This window comes from Pseudomonas sp. Tn43, assembly GCF_014192635.1.
Lineage (GTDB): Bacteria > Pseudomonadota > Gammaproteobacteria > Pseudomonadales > Pseudomonadaceae > Aquipseudomonas.
Genome location: NZ_JACHYG010000021.1, coordinates 1 through 18069 on the forward strand (window position 1 = coordinate 1; position 18069 = coordinate 18069).

The 18069-nt window shown below is 57.8% G+C and carries 19 protein-coding genes and 1 other RNA gene; 13 read left to right on the top strand and 7 right to left on the bottom strand.

From position 1 onward, the window contains the following. Window positions 1-271: 271 nt before the first annotated feature. Window positions 272-706 carry a YhcB family protein gene (locus FHW68_RS26400; protein ID WP_095632543.1) on the bottom strand — a complete coding sequence of 145 codons (435 nt, stop codon included), beginning with the start codon at window positions 704-706 and terminating at the stop codon, window positions 272-274. A 144-nt stretch (window positions 707-850) separates the two neighbouring features. On the opposite strand from FHW68_RS26400, the gene FHW68_RS26405 reads away from it, so the two are divergent. From FHW68_RS26405 to zapE, 3 genes are all read left to right on the top strand, one after another. Further along, window positions 851-1480: an alpha/beta hydrolase gene (locus FHW68_RS26405; protein WP_183683835.1), complete on the top strand. Its 630-nt coding sequence runs from the start codon at window positions 851-853 to the stop codon at window positions 1478-1480. A gap of 24 nt (window positions 1481-1504) precedes the next feature. Beyond that, a complete protein-coding gene (locus tag FHW68_RS26410; RefSeq protein WP_183683837.1) occupies window positions 1505-2860 on the top strand; it encodes a tryptophan--tRNA ligase in 1356 nt (451 codons plus the stop codon). Between the two features lie 90 nt (window positions 2861-2950). Continuing rightward, a complete protein-coding gene (gene zapE, locus FHW68_RS26415) occupies window positions 2951-4045 on the top strand; it encodes a cell division protein ZapE (RefSeq protein ID WP_095632540.1) in 1095 nt (364 codons plus the stop codon). A 187-nt stretch (window positions 4046-4232) separates the two neighbouring features. Here zapE and FHW68_RS26420 read toward each other — a convergent pair whose 3' ends face one another. Next, entirely contained in the window at window positions 4233-5129 is an 897-nt protein-coding gene (locus FHW68_RS26420) for a GlxA family transcriptional regulator (protein ID WP_173667540.1), read from the bottom strand. A gap of 244 nt (window positions 5130-5373) precedes the next feature. On the opposite strand from FHW68_RS26420, the gene FHW68_RS26425 reads away from it, so the two are divergent. Beyond that, window positions 5374-6510 carry an acyl-CoA dehydrogenase family protein gene (locus tag FHW68_RS26425; protein ID WP_183683839.1) on the top strand — a complete coding sequence of 379 codons (1137 nt, stop codon included), beginning with the start codon at window positions 5374-5376 and terminating at the stop codon, window positions 6508-6510. 99 nt (window positions 6511-6609) lie between these two features. On the opposite strand, the gene FHW68_RS26430 is transcribed toward FHW68_RS26425, so the two are convergent. Beyond that, window positions 6610-7650, bottom strand: coding sequence for an NADP(H)-dependent aldo-keto reductase (locus FHW68_RS26430; RefSeq protein WP_183683841.1), 1041 nt, complete (start codon window positions 7648-7650; stop codon window positions 6610-6612). Window positions 7651-7894: 244 nt separating this feature from the next. On the opposite strand from FHW68_RS26430, the gene rplM reads away from it, so the two are divergent. The 7 genes from rplM (at window position 7895) to FHW68_RS26465 (ending at window position 12779) form a co-directional block, all read left to right on the top strand. Beyond that, window positions 7895-8323 (top strand): 50S ribosomal protein L13, encoded by a 429-nt coding sequence (rplM, locus tag FHW68_RS26435; RefSeq protein WP_007905295.1) that lies wholly within the window; start codon window positions 7895-7897, stop codon window positions 8321-8323. A 14-nt stretch (window positions 8324-8337) separates the two neighbouring features. After that, window positions 8338-8730: a 30S ribosomal protein S9 gene (rpsI, locus tag FHW68_RS26440; RefSeq protein WP_002555064.1), complete on the top strand. Its 393-nt coding sequence runs from the start codon at window positions 8338-8340 to the stop codon at window positions 8728-8730. A gap of 267 nt (window positions 8731-8997) precedes the next feature. Beyond that, complete coding sequence (gene petA / locus FHW68_RS26445; protein ID WP_095632536.1) at window positions 8998-9591, top strand: ubiquinol-cytochrome c reductase iron-sulfur subunit; 594 nt, start codon at window positions 8998-9000, stop codon at window positions 9589-9591. Next, window positions 9591-10802, top strand: coding sequence for a cytochrome bc complex cytochrome b subunit (locus tag FHW68_RS26450; RefSeq protein ID WP_007905302.1), 1212 nt, complete (start codon window positions 9591-9593; stop codon window positions 10800-10802). Before petA ends, FHW68_RS26450 begins: the two co-directional genes overlap by 1 nt. Continuing rightward, window positions 10802-11584 carry a cytochrome c1 gene (locus FHW68_RS26455; RefSeq protein WP_095632535.1) on the top strand — a complete coding sequence of 261 codons (783 nt, stop codon included), beginning with the start codon at window positions 10802-10804 and terminating at the stop codon, window positions 11582-11584. Before FHW68_RS26450 ends, FHW68_RS26455 begins: the two co-directional genes overlap by 1 nt. 150 nt (window positions 11585-11734) lie before the next feature. Beyond that, window positions 11735-12352 carry a glutathione S-transferase N-terminal domain-containing protein gene (locus tag FHW68_RS26460; RefSeq protein ID WP_183683844.1) on the top strand — a complete coding sequence of 206 codons (618 nt, stop codon included), beginning with the start codon at window positions 11735-11737 and terminating at the stop codon, window positions 12350-12352. Window positions 12353-12368: 16 nt separating this feature from the next. Next, the gene (locus FHW68_RS26465; RefSeq protein WP_095632533.1) at window positions 12369-12779 is read left to right on the top strand and encodes a ClpXP protease specificity-enhancing factor; all 411 of its coding nucleotides are present in this window, start codon (window positions 12369-12371) and stop codon (window positions 12777-12779) included. A gap of 103 nt (window positions 12780-12882) precedes the next feature. Here the strand turns inward: FHW68_RS26465 and FHW68_RS26470 are convergent, their stop codons facing one another. From FHW68_RS26470 to FHW68_RS26485, 4 genes are all read right to left on the bottom strand, one after another. Further along, window positions 12883-13461, bottom strand: a complete 579-nt coding sequence (locus FHW68_RS26470; protein WP_095632532.1) for a BON domain-containing protein — start codon at window positions 13459-13461, stop codon at window positions 12883-12885. Continuing rightward, window positions 13458-14051 carry a phosphoheptose isomerase gene (locus FHW68_RS26475; RefSeq protein ID WP_007904374.1) on the bottom strand — a complete coding sequence of 198 codons (594 nt, stop codon included), beginning with the start codon at window positions 14049-14051 and terminating at the stop codon, window positions 13458-13460. Before FHW68_RS26475 ends, FHW68_RS26470 begins: the two co-directional genes overlap by 4 nt. 104 nt (window positions 14052-14155) lie before the next feature. Beyond that, window positions 14156-14518, bottom strand: a complete 363-nt coding sequence (locus FHW68_RS26480) for a YraN family protein (RefSeq protein ID WP_095632531.1) — start codon at window positions 14516-14518, stop codon at window positions 14156-14158. Continuing rightward, window positions 14518-16329, bottom strand: coding sequence for a penicillin-binding protein activator (locus tag FHW68_RS26485; RefSeq protein WP_095632530.1), 1812 nt, complete (start codon window positions 16327-16329; stop codon window positions 14518-14520). The genes FHW68_RS26480 and FHW68_RS26485 overlap by 1 nt, the downstream gene beginning before the upstream one ends. 176 nt (window positions 16330-16505) lie before the next feature. Here FHW68_RS26485 and rsmI point away from each other — a divergent pair, with 176 nt between their 5' ends. After that, window positions 16506-17411: a 16S rRNA (cytidine(1402)-2'-O)-methyltransferase gene (rsmI, locus tag FHW68_RS26490; RefSeq protein WP_168185088.1), complete on the top strand. Its 906-nt coding sequence runs from the start codon at window positions 16506-16508 to the stop codon at window positions 17409-17411. A gap of 74 nt (window positions 17412-17485) precedes the next feature. Beyond that, window positions 17486-17839: RNase P RNA component class A (rnpB, locus tag FHW68_RS26495), an RNA gene on the top strand. Window positions 17840-18069 lie beyond the last annotated feature (230 nt).

An 18069-nucleotide genomic window follows, 5' to 3' on the forward strand; every position in this document is an offset into this window, starting at 1 on the left:
CTCACTGGAATAAGATTTACGCATATCCACACACCTCAGATTTGGGCGCCATCTTAGCGCCCGATTGAAGTGTCCAAAATCATTAGGCCAGTTCAAGCCCGCTCCCACAGGATTTGTGTTTGACCCCTATCTTGTGATCGACGAAGAACACTGTGGGAGCGGGCTTGCCCGCGAAGAGGCCCTGACAGGCACCAGAGATATCGGATCAGCAACAAAAAAGCCCCCGGACGATCATTCATCCGAGGGCTTTTTCATGTCACGCGAAACCTGATTACTTCTTCAGGCCGTAATGCTCATCGAGCATGCCCGGCGCGTTCGGGGCTTTGGGGGCGTAGTCGCGAGGCGGTTCCTGATCGCGCGGTGGCGTCAGGCGTTCCCGTGGAGCCTGCGCCGCGTCGGCGTGCAGGGCAGCCAGCAAGCGTTGGCGAGTCTGCTCGTCCAGGGCCAGACGATTGGCGCCCTCGGCGAGGTGATCTTGCACTTCCTGATAGCTCTGAGTCAGTTTCTTGACCAGTGTTGCAGTGCTGTTGAAGTGGGTGATCACTTCGTTTTGATAATTGTCAAAACGTTCCTGAATATCATCCAGCTGACGTTGCGTGCGGTTAGGCGCGGCATTCGGCACCAGGCGAGCGATCAGAAATCCAATGGCGACACCCACAACCAGGGCAAGAGTCGGTAACAACCAAACTAAGAGCGAGTGTTCCACGAGTCCTTCCTCTATAAACGGCTTTGCTTTACGTTAACGGCTCGAACCTGCGCTGTATACCGCGATTCACTCGCAATAGATTGGCACAGACAATTGGCTAGACGAGTCGACCCGATTCGAGGTCACGGAGTTCCTTCCTTGCTTATGCGCGAAACCCCCGTAATGATTGATGGCCCGGTCGGCCAACTGGAAGCCCTTTACCTGGATATTGAACAGCCGCGCGGCCTGGCGCTGATCTGTCATCCGAACCCGGTGCAGGGCGGCACCATGCTCAACAAAGTCGTCTCGACCTTGCAGCGCACCGCGCGCGACGCCGGCTTGATTACTTTGCGTTTCAACTACCGTGGCGTCGGCGCCAGTGAAGGCTCGCACGACATGGGCACGGGTGAAGTCGACGATGCCCAGGCGGCGGCCCAGTGGCTGCGGGCCAGGCATCCTGAAATACCTTTGACCCTGTTCGGTTTTTCCTTTGGCGGATTTGTTGCAGCAAGTCTCGGCGGACGTCTGGAAGCCAACGGCGAGCAGCTCGAGCATTTGTTCATGGTGGCGCCCGCCGTCATGCGCTTGGGCGATCAGGATCAACTGCCGCAACAAGGTACATTGACCCTGATCCAGCCGGAAACCGACGAAGTCATCGACCCGCAGCTCGTTTACGACTGGTCCGACGCACTCCAGCGCCCCCATGAGCTGCTGAAAGTGGCAGAATGCGGACACTTTTTTCATGGCAAGCTGACCGATCTCAAGGATCTGATCCTGCCGCGTCTTTCGAATTGATTGCAGTCTGACAAGCGACTACCCATGACGACTCGTACCCGTATCCTCACCGGCATCACCACCACCGGCACGCCGCACCTGGGCAACTACGCCGGCGCTATCCGTCCGGCGATCATCGCCAGCCATGACAGCAATGCCGATTCGTTCTACTTCCTGGCCGACTACCACGCCCTGATCAAATGCGATGACCCGCTGCGCATCCAGCGCTCGCGTCTGGAAATTGCCGCGACCTGGCTGGCCGGTGGCCTGGACGTGGACCGTGTGACCTTCTATCGCCAGTCCGACATCCCGGAAATCCCTGAGCTGACCTGGTTGCTGACCTGCGTGGCCGCCAAGGGCCTGCTCAACCGTGCGCACGCCTACAAGGCCTCGGTGGACAAGAACATCGAAACCGGCGAAGACCCGGACGCCGGCATCACCATGGGCTTGTACAGCTACCCGGTGTTGATGGCAGCAGACATTCTGATGTTCAACGCCCACAAGGTGCCGGTCGGTCGTGACCAGATCCAGCACGTGGAAATGGCTCGGGACATCGGCCAGCGCTTCAATCACTTGTTCGGCCAAGGTAAAGAATTCTTCACCATGCCCGAAGCGCTGATCGAGGAAAGCGTCGCGACCTTGCCGGGCCTCGACGGTCGCAAGATGTCGAAGAGCTACGACAACACCATTCCGTTGTTCAGCAGCGCCAAAGAGATGAAAGACGCGATTTCGCGGATCGTCACCGACTCCCGTGCCCCGGGCGAAGCCAAGGATCCGGACAATTCGCACCTGTTCACCTTGTTCCAGGCCTTCGCTACGCCGGCACAATCCGACGAATTCCGCAGCGAATTGCTCCAGGGCCTGGGTTGGGGCGAGGCGAAAAATCGTCTGTTCCAGTTGCTCGACAGCGAATTGGGTGAATCCCGCGAGCGTTATCATCAACTGATCGAACGCCCGGCGGATCTGGAAGACATGCTGCAGCTTGGCGCCAAAAAGGCCCGCTCGGTGGCGACGCCGTTCCTCCACGAATTGCGCGAGGCGGTCGGCCTGCGTTCTTTCGTCGCTCAGACCCAAGTCGCAGCGACCACGAAGAAGAAAGCCGCAAAAGCCGCGCGCTTCGTCAGCTTCCGTGAAGACGACGGCAGTTTCCGCTTCCGTTTGCTGGCGGCCGATGGCGAGCAGTTGTTGCTGTCGCGCAACTTCGCCGATGGTAAAACCGCAGGGCAAGTGACCAAGCAACTGCAATCCGGTCAAGCCTTGGATGTGCGCAGTGAAGACCTGAGCTTCAGTGTCTGGCTGGAAGGCGAGCGCGTTGCCGACAGCCCGGCCTTTGCCGACAGCGCTGCTCGTGATGCTGCCATCGGTGCTTTGCGCGTTGCCCTGACACCGGTTCAGGAATAATCAACGGCTCGGTCCGACCAAGGGCCGATTGCCATTCCCACGGGCCGTCGCTACAGTGACGGCCCGTTTTTGTTGCCTTGCTAACGAATTATGACGCCCCTAGAACGATATCAAGCTGATCTGAAACGCCCGGAATTCTTCCATGACGCCGCGCAGGAAACTGCCGTGCGCCATTTGCAGCGCCTGTACGACGACCTGGTCGCGGCCTCGCAGAACAAACCGGGCATGCTCGGTAAACTGTTTGGCAAGAAAGACCAGGGGCCGGTCAAAGGCCTGTATTTCTGGGGCGGCGTTGGTCGCGGCAAGACTTACCTGGTCGATACTTTCTTCGAAGCGCTGCCATTCAAGGAAAAGACCCGTACTCACTTCCACCGCTTCATGAAGCGCGTGCATGAGGAGATGAAGACTCTGGGTGGCGAGAAAAACCCGCTGACCATCATCGCCAAGCGCTTCTCCAACGAGTCGCGAGTGATCTGTTTCGATGAGTTTTTCGTTTCTGACATCACCGATGCAATGATCCTTGGCACATTGATGGAAGAGCTGTTCAAGAACGGCGTGACCCTGGTCGCGACCTCGAACATCGTGCCCGACGGCCTGTACAAGGACGGCCTGCAACGTGCGCGCTTTCTGCCGGCCATTGCGCTGATCAAGCAGAACACCGAGATCGTCAACGTCGACAGCGGCGTCGATTACCGTCTGCGTCACCTTGAGCAAGCGGAACTGTTCCACTTCCCGCTGGACGAGGCCGCCCAGGAAAGCCTGCGCAAGAGCTTCCGCGCCTTGACGCCGGAATGCACGGCAGCCATCGAGAACGACGTGCTGGTGATCGAGAACCGTGAAATCCGCGCCGTGCGTACCTGCGATGACGTGGCCTGGTTCGACTTCCGCGAACTTTGCGACGGCCCGCGCAGCCAGAACGATTACATCGAACTGGGTAAAATCTTCCACGCCGTGTTGCTCAGCAATGTCGAACAGATGAGCGTCACCACCGACGACATCGCCCGACGCTTCATCAACATGGTCGATGAGTTTTACGATCGTAACGTGAAGCTGATCATTTCCGCCGAAGTCGAGCTCAAAGACCTCTACACCGGCGGTCGCCTGAACTTCGAGTTCCAGCGCACGCTTAGCCGTTTGCTGGAAATGCAGTCACACGAATTCCTGTCCCGGGCGCATAAGCCGTAGACAATTCGAAAACATAAAAAAGGGCCTGCATATGCAGGCCCTTTTTTGTGCGCTGTAGAAACTCTCTGGCACACCAAGATCCCCTGTGGGAGCGAGCCTGCTGGCGATTGCGGCGTGTCAGTCACATCAATGTTTAATGTGATACCGCTATCGCGAGCAGGCTCGCTCTCACAGTTGGATTTGAGTATTACGCCGCTTGCTGAAACTGCTGCCGATACTGGTTCGGCGACAACTCGGTGTGCTGGCGGAACAGCCGGGCGAAGAAGCTCGCATCGTCGTAGCCGACCTCATAACTGATGGTCTTGATGCTCTTGCGGCTGCCGGACAACAAGCCCTTGGCGGTTTCGATGCGCAGTCGTTGCAGGTAATGCAGCGGTTTGTCGCCGGTGGCGGTCTGGAAGCGGCGCATGAAGTTGCGGATGCTCATGCCGTGTTCGCGCGCCACGTCTTCGAAGCGGAACTTGTCGGCGAAATGTTCTTCGAGCCAATGCTGGATCTGCAGGATGATCACGTCCTGGTGCAGTTTCTGCCCGCCGAAACCGATCCGCCCCGGCGCATAGCTGCGCTGCACTTCATAAAGAATGTCGCGGGCCACGGCCTGGGCCACGTTGGCGCCGCAAAAACGCTCGATCAAATAAATGTAGAGATCACAGGCCGAAGTGGTACCGCCGGCGCAATACAGGTTGTCGGCGTCGGTCAGGTGTTTGTCCTGATTGAGCTGAACCTGCGGGAAGCGTTCGGCAAAGGCATTGAAGAAACGCCAGTAGGTCGTCGCTTCCTTGCCATCGAGCAAGCCGGCCTCGGCCAGCCAGAACACGCCGGTGGCTTCACCACACAACACGGCGCCGCGTGCATGCTGCTGACGCAGCCATGGCAGGACCTGTGGATAACGTTTGCAGAGCGTGTCGAAGTCGTCCCAGAAGGCGGGAAGGATAATGACGTCGGCATTCTCCAGGCCACCGTCCACCGGCATGATCACATCGCTGAAGCTATTTACCGGTTTGCCGTCGGGGCTGACCAGCCGGGTTTCAAACGCCGGTGTCAGGCCGTGGCCCAGTTGTTTGCCGTAGCGCAGGCTGGCCAGATGGAAGAAATCCTTGGCTTGCATGAGGGTAGAAGCGAAAACCCGGTCAATAGCCAGGATGCTGACGCGCCGCAAGGGCGTGGAGACTTGGTTAGACATAATTCAACTTTATTCTTATAGGGGAAAGTGGTCACCAGACGGCTGGATCGTCTTATTTTTTGTCGGATGTGTCCAGTGTCCTGTATCTGAAGCGAGGCTTAGTCTCTAAAGGTCAATTCCGCCTAACAATAACGACAGGTGCCGCATGATTCCCAGAACCTTGTTCAGCTCCGAGCACGAACTTTTTCGCGACAGCGTGCGAACGTTCCTTGAAAAAGAGGCCGTGCCGTTCCACGGGCAATGGGAAAAACAAGGCTATATCGACCGCCAGCTCTGGAACAAGGCAGGGGAGGCGGGGATGCTTTGTTCGCATCTGCCGGAGGAATACGGCGGGCTGGGGGCAGACTTTCTCTACAGCGCGGTGGTGATCGAAGAGGTCGGTCGCCTGGGGCTGACCGGGATCGGTTTTTCACTTCATTCAGACATTGTTGCGCCTTACATCCTGCATTACGGCAGTGAAGCGCTGAAACGCAAATACCTGCCCAAACTGGTGTCTGGCGAAATGGTCACCGCGATTGCCATGACCGAGCCGGGTGCCGGTTCCGACCTGCAAGGGGTGAAAACCACCGCGGTGCTGGATGGCGACGAATACGTGATCAACGGTTCGAAGACCTTCATCACCAATGGCTTTCTGGCTGATTTGGTGATTGTCGTGGCCAAGACCGATCCGAAGGCGGGGGCGAAGGGTACCAGTCTGTTTCTGGTGGAGGCCAACACGCCGGGCTTCGCCAAGGGTAAACGTCTGGAAAAGGTCGGCATGAAGGCTCAGGACACCTCGGAGCTGTTCTTCCAGGACGTTCGGGTGCCGAAGGAGAACCTGCTGGGCCAAGCCGGGATGGGCTTCGCTTACTTGATGCAGGAACTGCCGCAGGAGCGTCTGACGGTCGCGGTGGGTGGTTTGGCGTCAGCTGAAGCGGCGTTGCAATGGACGCTGGATTACACCCGTGAGCGCAAGGCTTTCGGCAAGGCCATCGCCGACTTCCAGAACACTCGTTTCAAACTCGCTGAAATGGCGACCGAAATCCAGATCGGCCGGGTTTTCGTCGATCGCTGCCTGGAACTGCATCTGCAAGGCAAGCTCGACGTGCCGACAGCGGCCATGGCCAAGTACTGGGGCACCGATCTTCAATGCAAGGTGCTCGATGAGTGTGTGCAGTTGCATGGCGGTTACGGGTTCATGTGGGAATACCCGATCGCCCGGGCGTGGGCGGATGCGCGGGTGCAGCGGATCTATGCCGGGACCAATGAGATCATGAAGGAGATTATTGCGCGGTCGCTTTGATTGGCGTTGCCGGATGCCATCGCGGCAAACCGCGCTCCCACAGGATACGGTGATTTTCTATGGGAGCGTGGCTTGCCCGCGATTGGGCTTACGAATCGATCAAGGAGCCGGATTCGGATGGTCCTGGTGAATCGCCTCGATCCCCGCCAACACTTCGTCGGAAAGTTTCAGCTCGACGCTGGCAATGTTGCTGTCCAGTTGCTCAAGCGTGGTGGCACCAATGATGTTGCTGGTGACGAACGGTTGCTGGGTGACGAAGGCCAGGGCCATCTGCGCCGGATCCAGACCGTGTTCACGCGCCAGTGCCACATAACGGCTGCACGCTGCCTCTGACTGAGGATTGAAGTAGCGGCTGAAGCGGCTGTAGAGGCTCAGGCGACCTTTGGGTGGACGCGCGCCGCCTTCGTACTTGCCCGACAGGAAACCGAATGCCAGCGGCGAGTAGGCGAGCAGGCCGCACTGTTCGCGGATGGCGATTTCCGCCAGGCCGACTTCGAAACTGCGATTGAGCAGGTTGTAAGGATTCTGGATCGACACCGCGCGCGGCCAGCCCCGGGCTTCGGCGATGGCGAGGAAGCGCATGGTGCCCCATGGCGTTTCGTTGGACAGGCCGATGTGGCGGATCTTGCCGGCCTTGACCTGTTCGTCCAATGCTTGGAGGGTGTCTTCCAATGGCGTGAGGTTGACTTCACTCGTGTGCTTGTAGCCCAGCTGTCCGAAGAAATTGGTACTGCGTTCCGGCCAGTGCAGTTGATAGAGGTCGATGTAGTCGGTCTGCAAGCGCTTGAGGCTTGCATCCACGGCCTGGACGATGTTCTCGCGATTGTGCTTGAGGTTTTTGTCGCGGATGTAGTCGATGGTGTTGCCGGGGCCGGCGATCTTGCTCGCCAGGATCCAGTCGGCGCGATCGCCGCGACTTTTGAAGTAATTACCGATGTAGCGCTCGGTGGTGGCGTAGGTTTCGGCCTTGGGTGGCACCGGATACATCTCGGCGGTGTCGATGAAATTGATCCCCGCGCTCTTGGCCCGTTCGATCTGGGCGAAGGCTTCAGCCTCGCTGTTTTGCTCACCCCAGGTCATGGTGCCAAGGCAGATTGCACTCACGTTCAGATCGGTTCGGCCTAGCTGGCGATAGTCCATCGGGCGCTCCTTGGGCAAACAATCATAAAAGCAGGTTGAAATATTTTTCGCAATCTGCATAATTGCGCACCTCTTTCTGCAGTGGAAGTGATGCGCCGCCGCCGAAGAATCTTGCCGTTGAACGGACGCGCCGACCCGAGCCCCCGAAAGCGTCTGTATCCGGCTGCCTTTGACTTGTCAAAGTACGCACTATTCAGTAAGATCCGCCGTCTAATTTACAGGGCGGCCCCTGAGGCTATAAAGAATGAAAACTTTTACTGCTAAACCGGAAACAGTACAGCGCGACTGGTTTGTCGTCGACGCTGCAGGTCAGACCCTGGGTCGTCTGGCCACCGAAATCGCGAGCCGTCTGCGTGGCAAGCATAAAGCTGAGTACACTCCTCACGTTGACACCGGCGATTACATCGTCGTTATCAACGCCGAGCAGATTCGTGTAACCGGTGCTAAAACCACCGACAAAATCTACTACTCCCACTCCGGTTTCCCGGGCGGCATCAAGTCGATCAACTTCGAAAAGCTGATCGCTAAAGCCCCTGAGCGCGTGATCGAGACCGCGGTCAAAGGCATGCTGCCTAAGAACCCGCTGGGTCGCGACATGTATCGTAAGCTGAAAGTCTATGCGGGCGCTGTACACCCTCATACTGCTCAGCAGCCCCAAGAACTGAAGTTTTAACGGAATAGTTCATTATGTCGGCGACTCAAAATTACGGCACTGGCCGTCGCAAGACCGCAACCGCACGCGTTTTCCTGCGTCCGGGTACTGGTAACATCTCCATCAACAACCGTTCGCTGGATAATTTCTTCGGCCGCGAAACTGCCCGCATGGTAGTTCGTCAGCCGCTGGAATTGACTGAGACTGTCGAGAAGTTCGACATCTACGTCACCGTGATCGGTGGTGGTGTAAGTGGTCAGGCTGGCGCAATCCGCCACGGTATCACTCGCGCACTGATGCAGTACGACGAAACCCTGCGTGGCGCTCTGCGCAAAGCTGGCTTCGTTACTCGCGATGCTCGTGAAGTTGAACGTAAGAAAGTTGGTCTGCGTAAAGCGCGTAAGCGTCCGCAGTACTCGAAGCGTTAATTCGCTTTCACGTTCAAGAAGAACGCCCAGTTTCCTCGCGAAGCTGGGCGTTTTTTAATGGGCGCGATTTATCGAGGAATTGCGCTGTGACAACTTGCCACATCCGCAGAGGCCCTATACTGCAAGGCTTGGCAGTGAAGCCCCTCGGTAATTACCTTGTCAGGATTGGGGCTTTTCATTACCATTCGGCAAAATTTTTATAAGTTCAGATTTTTACTTAGTAGACGCCTGATTTAACAGGCCACAAAGCTGATGGGAGAGGACTGAATGAGCAATGACGGCGTGAATGCAGGCCGGCGTCGCTTCTTGGTAGCAGCCACATCCGTGGTGGGTGCTGCAGGAGCGGTGGGGGCTGCGGTCCCGTTCGTGGGGTCATGGTTTCCCAGTGCCAAGGCGAAAGCCGCAGGTGCACCGGTGAAAGTGAATGTCAGCAAGATCGAGCCAGGTCAGCAAATGATTGCTGAGTGGCGCGGCCAGCCGGTGTTCATTGTCCGCCGTACCGAGGAAATCCTGGGGAATCTGAAAAAGATCGAGGGCCAGCTGTCTGACCCGACCTCCAAGAACTCGACGCAACCGACCTATGTCGACCCGGTGACGCGTTCGATCAAGCCAGAAGTTCTGCTGCTGATCGGTATCTGCACACACCTGGGTTGCTCACCGACTTTCCGTCCGGAAGTGGCGCCTGCAGATCTGGGCAAGGATTGGGTCGGGGGGTATTTCTGCCCTTGCCACGGTTCTCACTACGATTTGGCTGGCCGCGTCTACAAGTCGCAACCTGCGCCTTTGAACCTGCCAGTTCCCCCGCATTCCTATGAGTCCGATGACATCATTGTCATTGGCGTCGATACGGAGAAAGCGTGATGAGCAAGTTCATGGATTGGGTTGATGCGCGCTTCCCCGCGACCAAAATGTGGGAAGACCATCTCAGCAAGTACTACGCCCCGAAGAACTTCAACTTCTTCTATTTCTTTGGCTCCCTGGCACTGCTCGTTCTGGTCAACCAGATCGTTACCGGTGTCTGGCTGACCATGAGCTACACCCCGTCGGCGGAAGAAGCGTTTGCTTCCGTCGAATACATCATGCGCGACGTCGAGCACGGGTCGATCCTGCGCATGTTGCACGCAGTCGGGGCTTCGATGTTCTTCATCGTCGTTTACCTGCATATGTTCCGTGGCCTGCTTTACGGTTCGTACCAGAAGCCGCGCGAGCTGGTGTGGGTGTTCGGCATGCTGATCTACCTGGCGTTGATGGCTGAGGCCTTCATGGGTTATCTGCTGCCGTGGGGCCAGATGTCCTACTGGGGCGCCCAGGTGATCATCTCGCTGTTCGGTGCGATCCCGGTCATCGGTAACGACCTGACCCAATGGATTCGTGGTGACTACCTGATTTCCGGTATTACCCTGAACCGCTTCTTCGCCTTGCATGTGGTTGCCCTGCCGATCGTGATCCTCGGTTTGGTGGTGGTGCACATTCTGGCGCTGCACGAAGTGGGTTCGAACAACCCGGATGGCGTCGACATCAAGAAGTACAAAGACGAAAACGGCGTACCGCTGGACGGCATTGCTTTCCACCCGTACTACACCGTGAAAGATATCGTCGGCGTGGTGGTGTTCCTGTTCATCTTCTGCTCGATCGTATTCTTCTTCCCGGAAATGGGCGGCTATTTCCTCGAGAAACCGAACTTTGAAGTGGCGAACGCCTTCAAGACTCCTGAGCACATCGCTCCGGTCTGGTACTTCACCCCGTTCTACGCCATTCTGCGGGCGGTTCCGGACAAGCTCCTGGGCGTAATCGCCATGGGCGCGGCCATCGCTGTGCTGTTCGTCCTGCCATGGCTGGATCGCAGCCCGGTCAAGTCGATGCGCTACAAAGGCTGGCTGAGCAAGATCTGGCTCTGGGTGTTCTGCATCTCGTTCGTGATCCTGGGCGTGTTGGGTGTTCTGGCGCCAACGCCAGGCCGTACATTGCTGTCGCAGGTATGTACCTTCCTGTACTTCGCCTACTTCATTCTGATGCCGTTCTACACCAGGCTCGAGAAGACCAAACCGGTTCCGGAAAGGGTGACTGGCTGATGAAAAAGCTATTTGCTGTAATGATTCTTGCGGCGATGCCCGTACTGTCTTTCGCATCGACATCCAGTGGCCCGGAGCTTGAGAAGGTCGACATCGACGTTTCCGACAAGGCGGCCATGCAGGACGGTGCGCGTACGTTCGCCAACTATTGCATGGGCTGCCACAGCGCGAAGTTCCAGCGCTACGAGCGTGTCGCCGATGACCTGGGCATTCCTCACGATTTGATGCTTGAGAAACTGGTGTTCACCGGCGCCAAGATTGGCGATCACATGAACATCGGCATGCAGCCGGCCGATGCCAAGACCTGGTTCGGTGCCGCGCCGCCCGACCTGACCCTGGTGGCTCGTGTTCGTGGCACCGACTGGCTCTACGGCTATCTGCGTTCGTTCTATGAAGACCCGTCGCGTCCATGGGGGGTGAACAACAAAGTGTTCCCGAACGTCGGCATGCCTAACGTTCTTGTCGGCCTGCAGGGTCGTCAGGTGGTAGGCTGCAAACAGGTTCAAGTCGTCGATGACGGCAAGAAGCAATACGATCCGCTGACCGGCACCGCTTTGACCCATGAAGCCTGCGATCAACTGACTGTATTGCCGAAAACCGGCACGCTGAGCGAAGAGCAGTTCGATGAGAAGGTCAAGAATCTGGTGACCTTCCTGGCCTACTCGGCCAACCCGGTGAAGCTGCAGCATCAGCGCATCGGTACCTATGTGTTGCTGTACCTGGCGTTCTTCTTCGTATTCGCTTACTTGCTCAAGCGTGAATACTGGAAAGACGTCCATTGATAAAGCTGTAAGCCATTGCTGTTAATCGCGCGCGCCCAGGGGCGTCTCTGAAGGTGTAACGAGTCTGGTGATCCAGGCGTTACGGGAGACGCCCTCTGGGCGCGTGTGTTTTTCCGTTTCCGATAATTTCAACAAGCGAGGAGGATCGCCATGGGCGTGACCAATCGGTTGGCCTGTTACTCCGACCCCGCCGACCACTATTCCCACCGAGTGCGCATCGTACTTGCAGAGAAGGGTGTCAGCGCCGAAATCATTTACGTGGAGGCTGGTCGCCAGCCGCCTAAACTGATTGAAGTGAACCCTTACGCAAGCCTGCCCACCCTGGTCGATCGTGACCTGGCGTTGTGGGAATCAACCGTGGTGATGGAGTATCTGGATGAGCGTTACCCGCACCCGCCGCTACTGCCGGTTTATCCCGTGGCGCGTGCCAACAGTCGTCTGCTGATTCATCGTATTCAGCGTGACTGGTGTGGCCTGGTGGATCTGATTCTGGATTCGCGGACCAAGGAAGCAGCCCGAGTCGTGGCGCGTAAAGAGCTGCGCGAAAGCCTGACAGGCGTGTCGCCATTGTTTGCCGACAAGCCGTTTTTCCTCAGTGAGGAACAAAGTCTGGTGGATTGCTGCCTATTGCCAATACTCTGGCGATTGCCGATTCTGGGTATTGAACTGCCGCGGCCTGCCAAGCCGCTGCTTGATTATATGGAGCGCTCGTTTGCGCGTGAGGCTTTCCAGGCGAGTCTGTCTGGTGTCGAACGCGATATGCGCTAAGGCTTAAGGAGCCGCTATGAACTCCAGTCGACCTTATCTGGTCCGCGCGCTCTACGAGTGGATTGTGGACAACGATTGCACCCCGCACATGCTGGTCAATTCCGAGTATCCATCGGTGCAGGTGCCTCAGGGTTTCGCCAGTGACGGACAGATTGTCCTGAACGTTTCCCCGGCAGCCGTGCGGCATCTGCACATGGATAACGAGGCTGTCAGTTTCGAGGGGCGCTTCGGTGGCGTGCCGCACACCCTGTATGTGCCTATCGCATCGATCCTGGGCATTTACGCCCGGGAGAACGGTCAGGGCATGGTATTCGATATGGAGCCTCTGGAAGACGAGGAAGAGATCGAGCCGGATGATGATGTTCCGCCACCCGACAGTGAGCCGCCGCGTCCCAGCGGTCGACCCAGTTTGAAAGTGGTGAAGTAATAAAAAAGGCGATCCGAATGGATCGCCTTTTTTATTACTTCACCACGTCAAACGCGTGGGGACGATGGCGACATCAAGGATGCCATCGTGCTCCAACAAGGGGTCAGTCGATGTACTCGAACAACTTCACGATTTTCTGCACCCCGGAAACGCCTTGTACCAAATTGGTCGCCTGAGCCGCTTCCTGCTTGGTCAGCAGACCCAGCAAGTAGACGATGCCGTTTTCGGTCACAACCTTGATGCGCGAGCCCGGGATGGAGGCGTCGGCGAGCATTTGGGTCTTGATCTTGGTGGTCAGCCAAGTGTCGTTCTGACGCGCCAGCAATGAGGACGGTTGCAATACTTGCAGTTCGTTGTGCACCTTCTTTACACGCTGAACGGAGGCGGCAACCTGTTCTGCCTTGGCCTTGAGGTCGGCACGAGGGGTTTGCCCGGCGAGCAGTACCACGCCGTTGAAGCTGGTGACGACGATGTGCGAATTGTTGTCCAGGTCCGGATCGGCCTTGGCAATATTGACACCAGCCTTGGTTTCGATCAGAGAGTCGTCGATCTTGCTGCCGAAGGTGCGGGTGCCACGGTCATCATCGATCGGCGCTTCACGGCTGGCGTTAACCACCGAGGTGCAGCCGCTGATGCCAAGGCACAGGGTCAAGGCCAGAAGGCCTAGGCGATTAGGGGTCATTCTTCACTCCCGAACAGTTGGCTGTCGATCAGATCGCAAAGGCAATGGATCGCCAGCAGGTGGACTTCCTGAATACGTGCTGTGACGTTGGCCGGCACGCGAATCTCGACGTCCTCAGGCAATAGCAGTGACGCCATGCCGCCGCCATCACGACCGGTCAATGCTACGACAATCATTTCGCGATCATGTGCGGCCTGGATCGCTTGAATTATGTTTGCCGAATTGCCGCTGGTGGAAATCGCCAGCAAAACATCACCCGGCTGGCCGAGGGCGCGGATCTGTTTGGAGAAAATTTCGTTGTAGCTGTAATCGTTGGCGATCGAGGTGATCGTCGAGCTGTCGGTTGTCAGCGCGATGGCAGGCAGGCTCGGGCGCTCGCGTTCGAAGCGGTTGAGCAGCTCGGAGGAGAAGTGCTGTGCGTCACCGGCGGAACCGCCGTTGCCGCAGGACAGCATTTTGCCCTCGTTGAGCAGGGCGTTGACCATGACCTGGCTGGCTTGCTCGATGTGCGGTGCAAGTACGTCCATCGCCTGTTGCTTGGTGTCGATACTGGCCTGAAAAAGCTGGCGAATTCGCGATTGCATGTCCATCTGTGTGACCTTAATTAGCGCGGCTACTCGGCACATGAATGTGCAGCCCGCAAAGCAAAGAGCAAAAGTGTTGGGTGAAAGTGTCCGGTTCGGGACGCAAGCGATCAGCTGTCGAAGGCATTCTGCAACCAATTCAACTGATCAAGGTTGCTGTCGATGGCAACCACGTCGAAGCGGCAGGGGGAATTGGCCCAACGCGACTCGCGCTGAAGAAAATACTGCGCGGCGAAAATCAGTTTCTGCCGTTTGCGCCCATCGATGCTATCGAGCGCGCCACCCCATTGGGTGTTTTTTCTATAGCGGACTTCGACGAATACTACTGTATCGCCATCAAGCATGACCAGATCAAGCTCGCCGCGTTTACACAACCAGTTCTGCGCCAGCAGGCGCAGACCTCGTTGCTGAAGATGCTCGAGCGCATGACGCTCGGCATCTTTACCGCTTTGCTGGCGTGACCTGTCAGGCATCAGCGCGAAGTGTCCGGCAGGCGTTGAACCTGACCGTTGATGAACTCCGCCCATGGCAACTGACGCTCGACCCGTTGACTCTGAGTCATTCCCAGGCTGCCCGATTGACCCTGGATGCGGCTGTCCGGCAAGGCCTTGAGTTGCCCCAGGCGCGGTGCCAGGCGATAGGCGTCAACGCCCATCGCATACAGGCGGCCCAGGCTGCCGCCGGCTTGTGGCCATTGGGCAGTGACCTGTTTGCGCAGGGGGTCATTGGCATCCAGCAACCATGGGGTTTCGCAGAAGCGAATACCGTTCATGTCGTTGTATTGGTTCTGATCGCCGCTGGCGCTGAATACATGGGAGGTGGCGTAAACCGGCACGTCACCCGCGTACTGGAAGTTCAGGGTCGGTTTGATCTGTTGAGCCTGTTGCGGCGTTGCGGCCAGGAAGATGAACTCGATGTCCTGGCGGCGCGAAGGTTGGGCGGCAACCTGCGAGCCAACGGTGCTTTGCAGGCTTTTGGCGCGGCCTTCGCTCTGGCGCAGCTGGAACATGTCGGCAATCTGCTGGGCCAGTTGCACCGGCTGGTCGACGCGTTCGGTAGCGACGATGCTGCCACCGTTGGCTTGCCAGTCCTGGCTGAACGCCCTGAGTACGCGGTCGCCCCATTCGCCTTTCGGCACCATGATCGCGGCGCGGTGCAGGCCATCGGCGCGTGCGCGACGTGACACTTCGCGGGCTTCGTCTTCGGCGGCAAGACCGAACTGGAACAGTTGAGCCGGACCTTGTTCGCCTTCGCTGTAGTTCAGCGCCAGGGTGGTGATCGGCAATTGCGGGCGCGCGCTGAGTTGTTTGACCAGCGGCTTCTCCAGAGGGCCGACTACCAGTTGCACACCGTCGGCCTGGGCCTTGCGATAGAACTCGTCGAGAGAGGTCAGGCGCGAGCTGTCATAGAACTCGATGGCTGGCGGCTTCTGCCCGGCTTGTTGCGCCTGGTAATGAGCAGCCATGAAGCCTTCGCGCAGTGCTTTGCCAACCGAACCCAGTGGGCCGTCCTGGGGCAGCAGCAGGGCGATCTTGCTCAAGGGCTGGCTGGCCAGTTCTTTGAGTTTTGTCAATGGCAACGGCAGCTGGATGGCAGCCGGGTGCTTTGGATTCTGTTCGCGCCAGGTGTCGATCGCGGCTTGCTGCTGTTCCAGCGTGCCGGCCGTTTTCACCACCAGCGCCAGACGGATCCAGCCGCCGAAGTCATCGTCGGTGATCGGCTGCAATTGATCGGTTGGCAGCGAAGCGATCAGGTTCCAGATCGCTTCGTGGTTTTTGCTCGCGGCTTCACCTTCCAGCATCGGCGCAATAAAGATGCGCTCCCGTGCGGCGGCCAGGGTCTGGCCGTCGGCCTCAAGGGCGCGGGCATGAACGGTGGCGGTGCGAACCTGTTGTTCGGCGGGCAGTTCGCCCAGGCGTTGCAGGCTCGGATGGCTCAGGGCAGTCAGCGCCGCTTTGGGCTGATTGCGGACCATGGCCAGTTCAGCCGCCAACGTACTGGCGAAGACTTGCTGGCCCGGCTTGAGTTGTTCCACCGGCACCTGTTGCAGGATTTGCGCGGATTGGCCGGCATTGCCCTGGCGATAAGCCAGGTCTGCCGCGCTCAAGCGCAATAGGGCGGCTTTTTCCGGGTCTTTGCTTTTAGTGGCCTGTTCGAGCAGTTGCTCGATACTGGCATCCGGGGTCCGTGGAAGTTCGCCAAGGCTGGAGGAGGGCGAGCTGGCGCAAGCCGCCAGCAAGGCAGCGAGGCAGAGGGCAGTGAACAGCCGCAGGCAAGCGATCATGTAGTGTTCCTGGTACTCGATCAAATTAGCGTGGAATTGTACCCAAGCACTGGCCGGGGCGCGATGTTACTGGCGTGAATCGATCAATTTAGCTCGTGTAAATGTTGCCGCACTGCTCAAAAGGCTGGAAAACCCGCGCAGAGTGAGGCGTATCGCAAGCGCCGCTACGCGCTACAATGTCGCCTTTTACCGATCATGAGGTGTGCGCTTTGACTGCTCCAGGTGCTTTGAATTCCGCTGCTGGCTCGCTTTATGTGGTGGCGACGCCCATCGGCAACCTGGACGACATCAGTGCGCGTGCGCTGAAAATCCTGCGCGACGTCGCTTTGATCGCGGCCGAAGACACTCGCCATTCCCAGCGATTGATGCAGCATTTCGGTATTCCCACGCCGCTGGCGGCCTGTCATGAACACAACGAGCGGGAGGAGGGTAACCGCTTTATCACGCGTCTGCTGGCGGGTGACGATGTGGCGTTGATTTCCGACGCCGGGACGCCGCTGATTTCCGATCCGGGCTATCACCTGGTGCGTCAGGCTCGTGCCGCGGGAATCAATGTGGTGCCGGTTCCGGGAGCGTGTGCCTTGATTGCGGCATTGTCGGCGGCGGGTCTGCCGTCGGACCGTTTTATCTTCGAAGGTTTTTTGCCGGCCAAGGCTGTCGGCCGCCGGGCGCGTCTGGAGCTCGTTAAAGAAGAGCCGCGCACGCTGATTTTCTATGAAGCACCGCACCGCATCCTCGAATGCCTGCAAGACATGGAGCTGGTATTCGGTGGCGAGCGTCCAGCGTTGCTGGCGCGTGAGCTGACCAAGACCTTCGAAACCCTTAAAGGCTTGCCTCTGGCCCAATTGCGCGAATTCGTCGAGTCGGACAGCAATCAGCAGCGTGGCGAGTGCGTGGTGTTGGTGGCGGGTTGGTCTGCCCCTGAGACCGAAGACGCTGTCAGCAGCGAAGCCATGCGTATTCTCAATCTGTTACTCGAAGAGATGCCGCTCAAGCGTGCGGCGGCATTGGCGGCGCAAATTACTGGCGAACGCAAGAATGTGCTCTATCAGGTCGCCCTGGATAAACAGAAGGGCGAGTAAAACCGATGTGCAGCGCCGGCCAGAGGCTTTTAGCGCTTGTTCTTCGGCCGCTCTGCCGTTAATCTTCGCGGCGGAGAGTCGATCGGACAGTCGCTGCCCTCTATGAAAATTAGGGGGGGGAGGAAAGTCCGGGCTCCATAGGGCGAAGTGCCAGGTAATGCCTGGGAGGCGTGAGCCTACGGAAAGTGCCACAGAAAATAACCGCCTAAGCGCTTCGGCGCCGGTAAGGGTGAAAAGGTGCGGTAAGAGCGCACCGCACGTCTGGCAACAGTTCGTGGCTAGGTAAACCCCACTTGGAGCAAGACCAAATAGGGTCCCAAGGCGTGGCCCGCGCTGGGACCGGGTAGGTTGCTAAAGATGTCCAGTGATGGCCATCGTAGACGAATGACTGTTCAAGACAGAACCCGGCTTACAGATCGACTCTCCACCTTTTTTTCCTCTCTGCCGGATCATTGGCAGCGATGTGTGTAATGGCAATTTCCCTCCCTGCTGAATCAATAGCAGAAGCGCTTTTGTAATACCGAAAAAATCTTACTCTTAACAAACTACTTTAACTTTTGAACGCAGCCTTCTGTGCTGATTCAAGTTATCGATCGAATTCATCCGTCAGATTCTCGTTAACCCTTCTTTCCCGCGGCTAAATCTCCGTTCTGTAAGG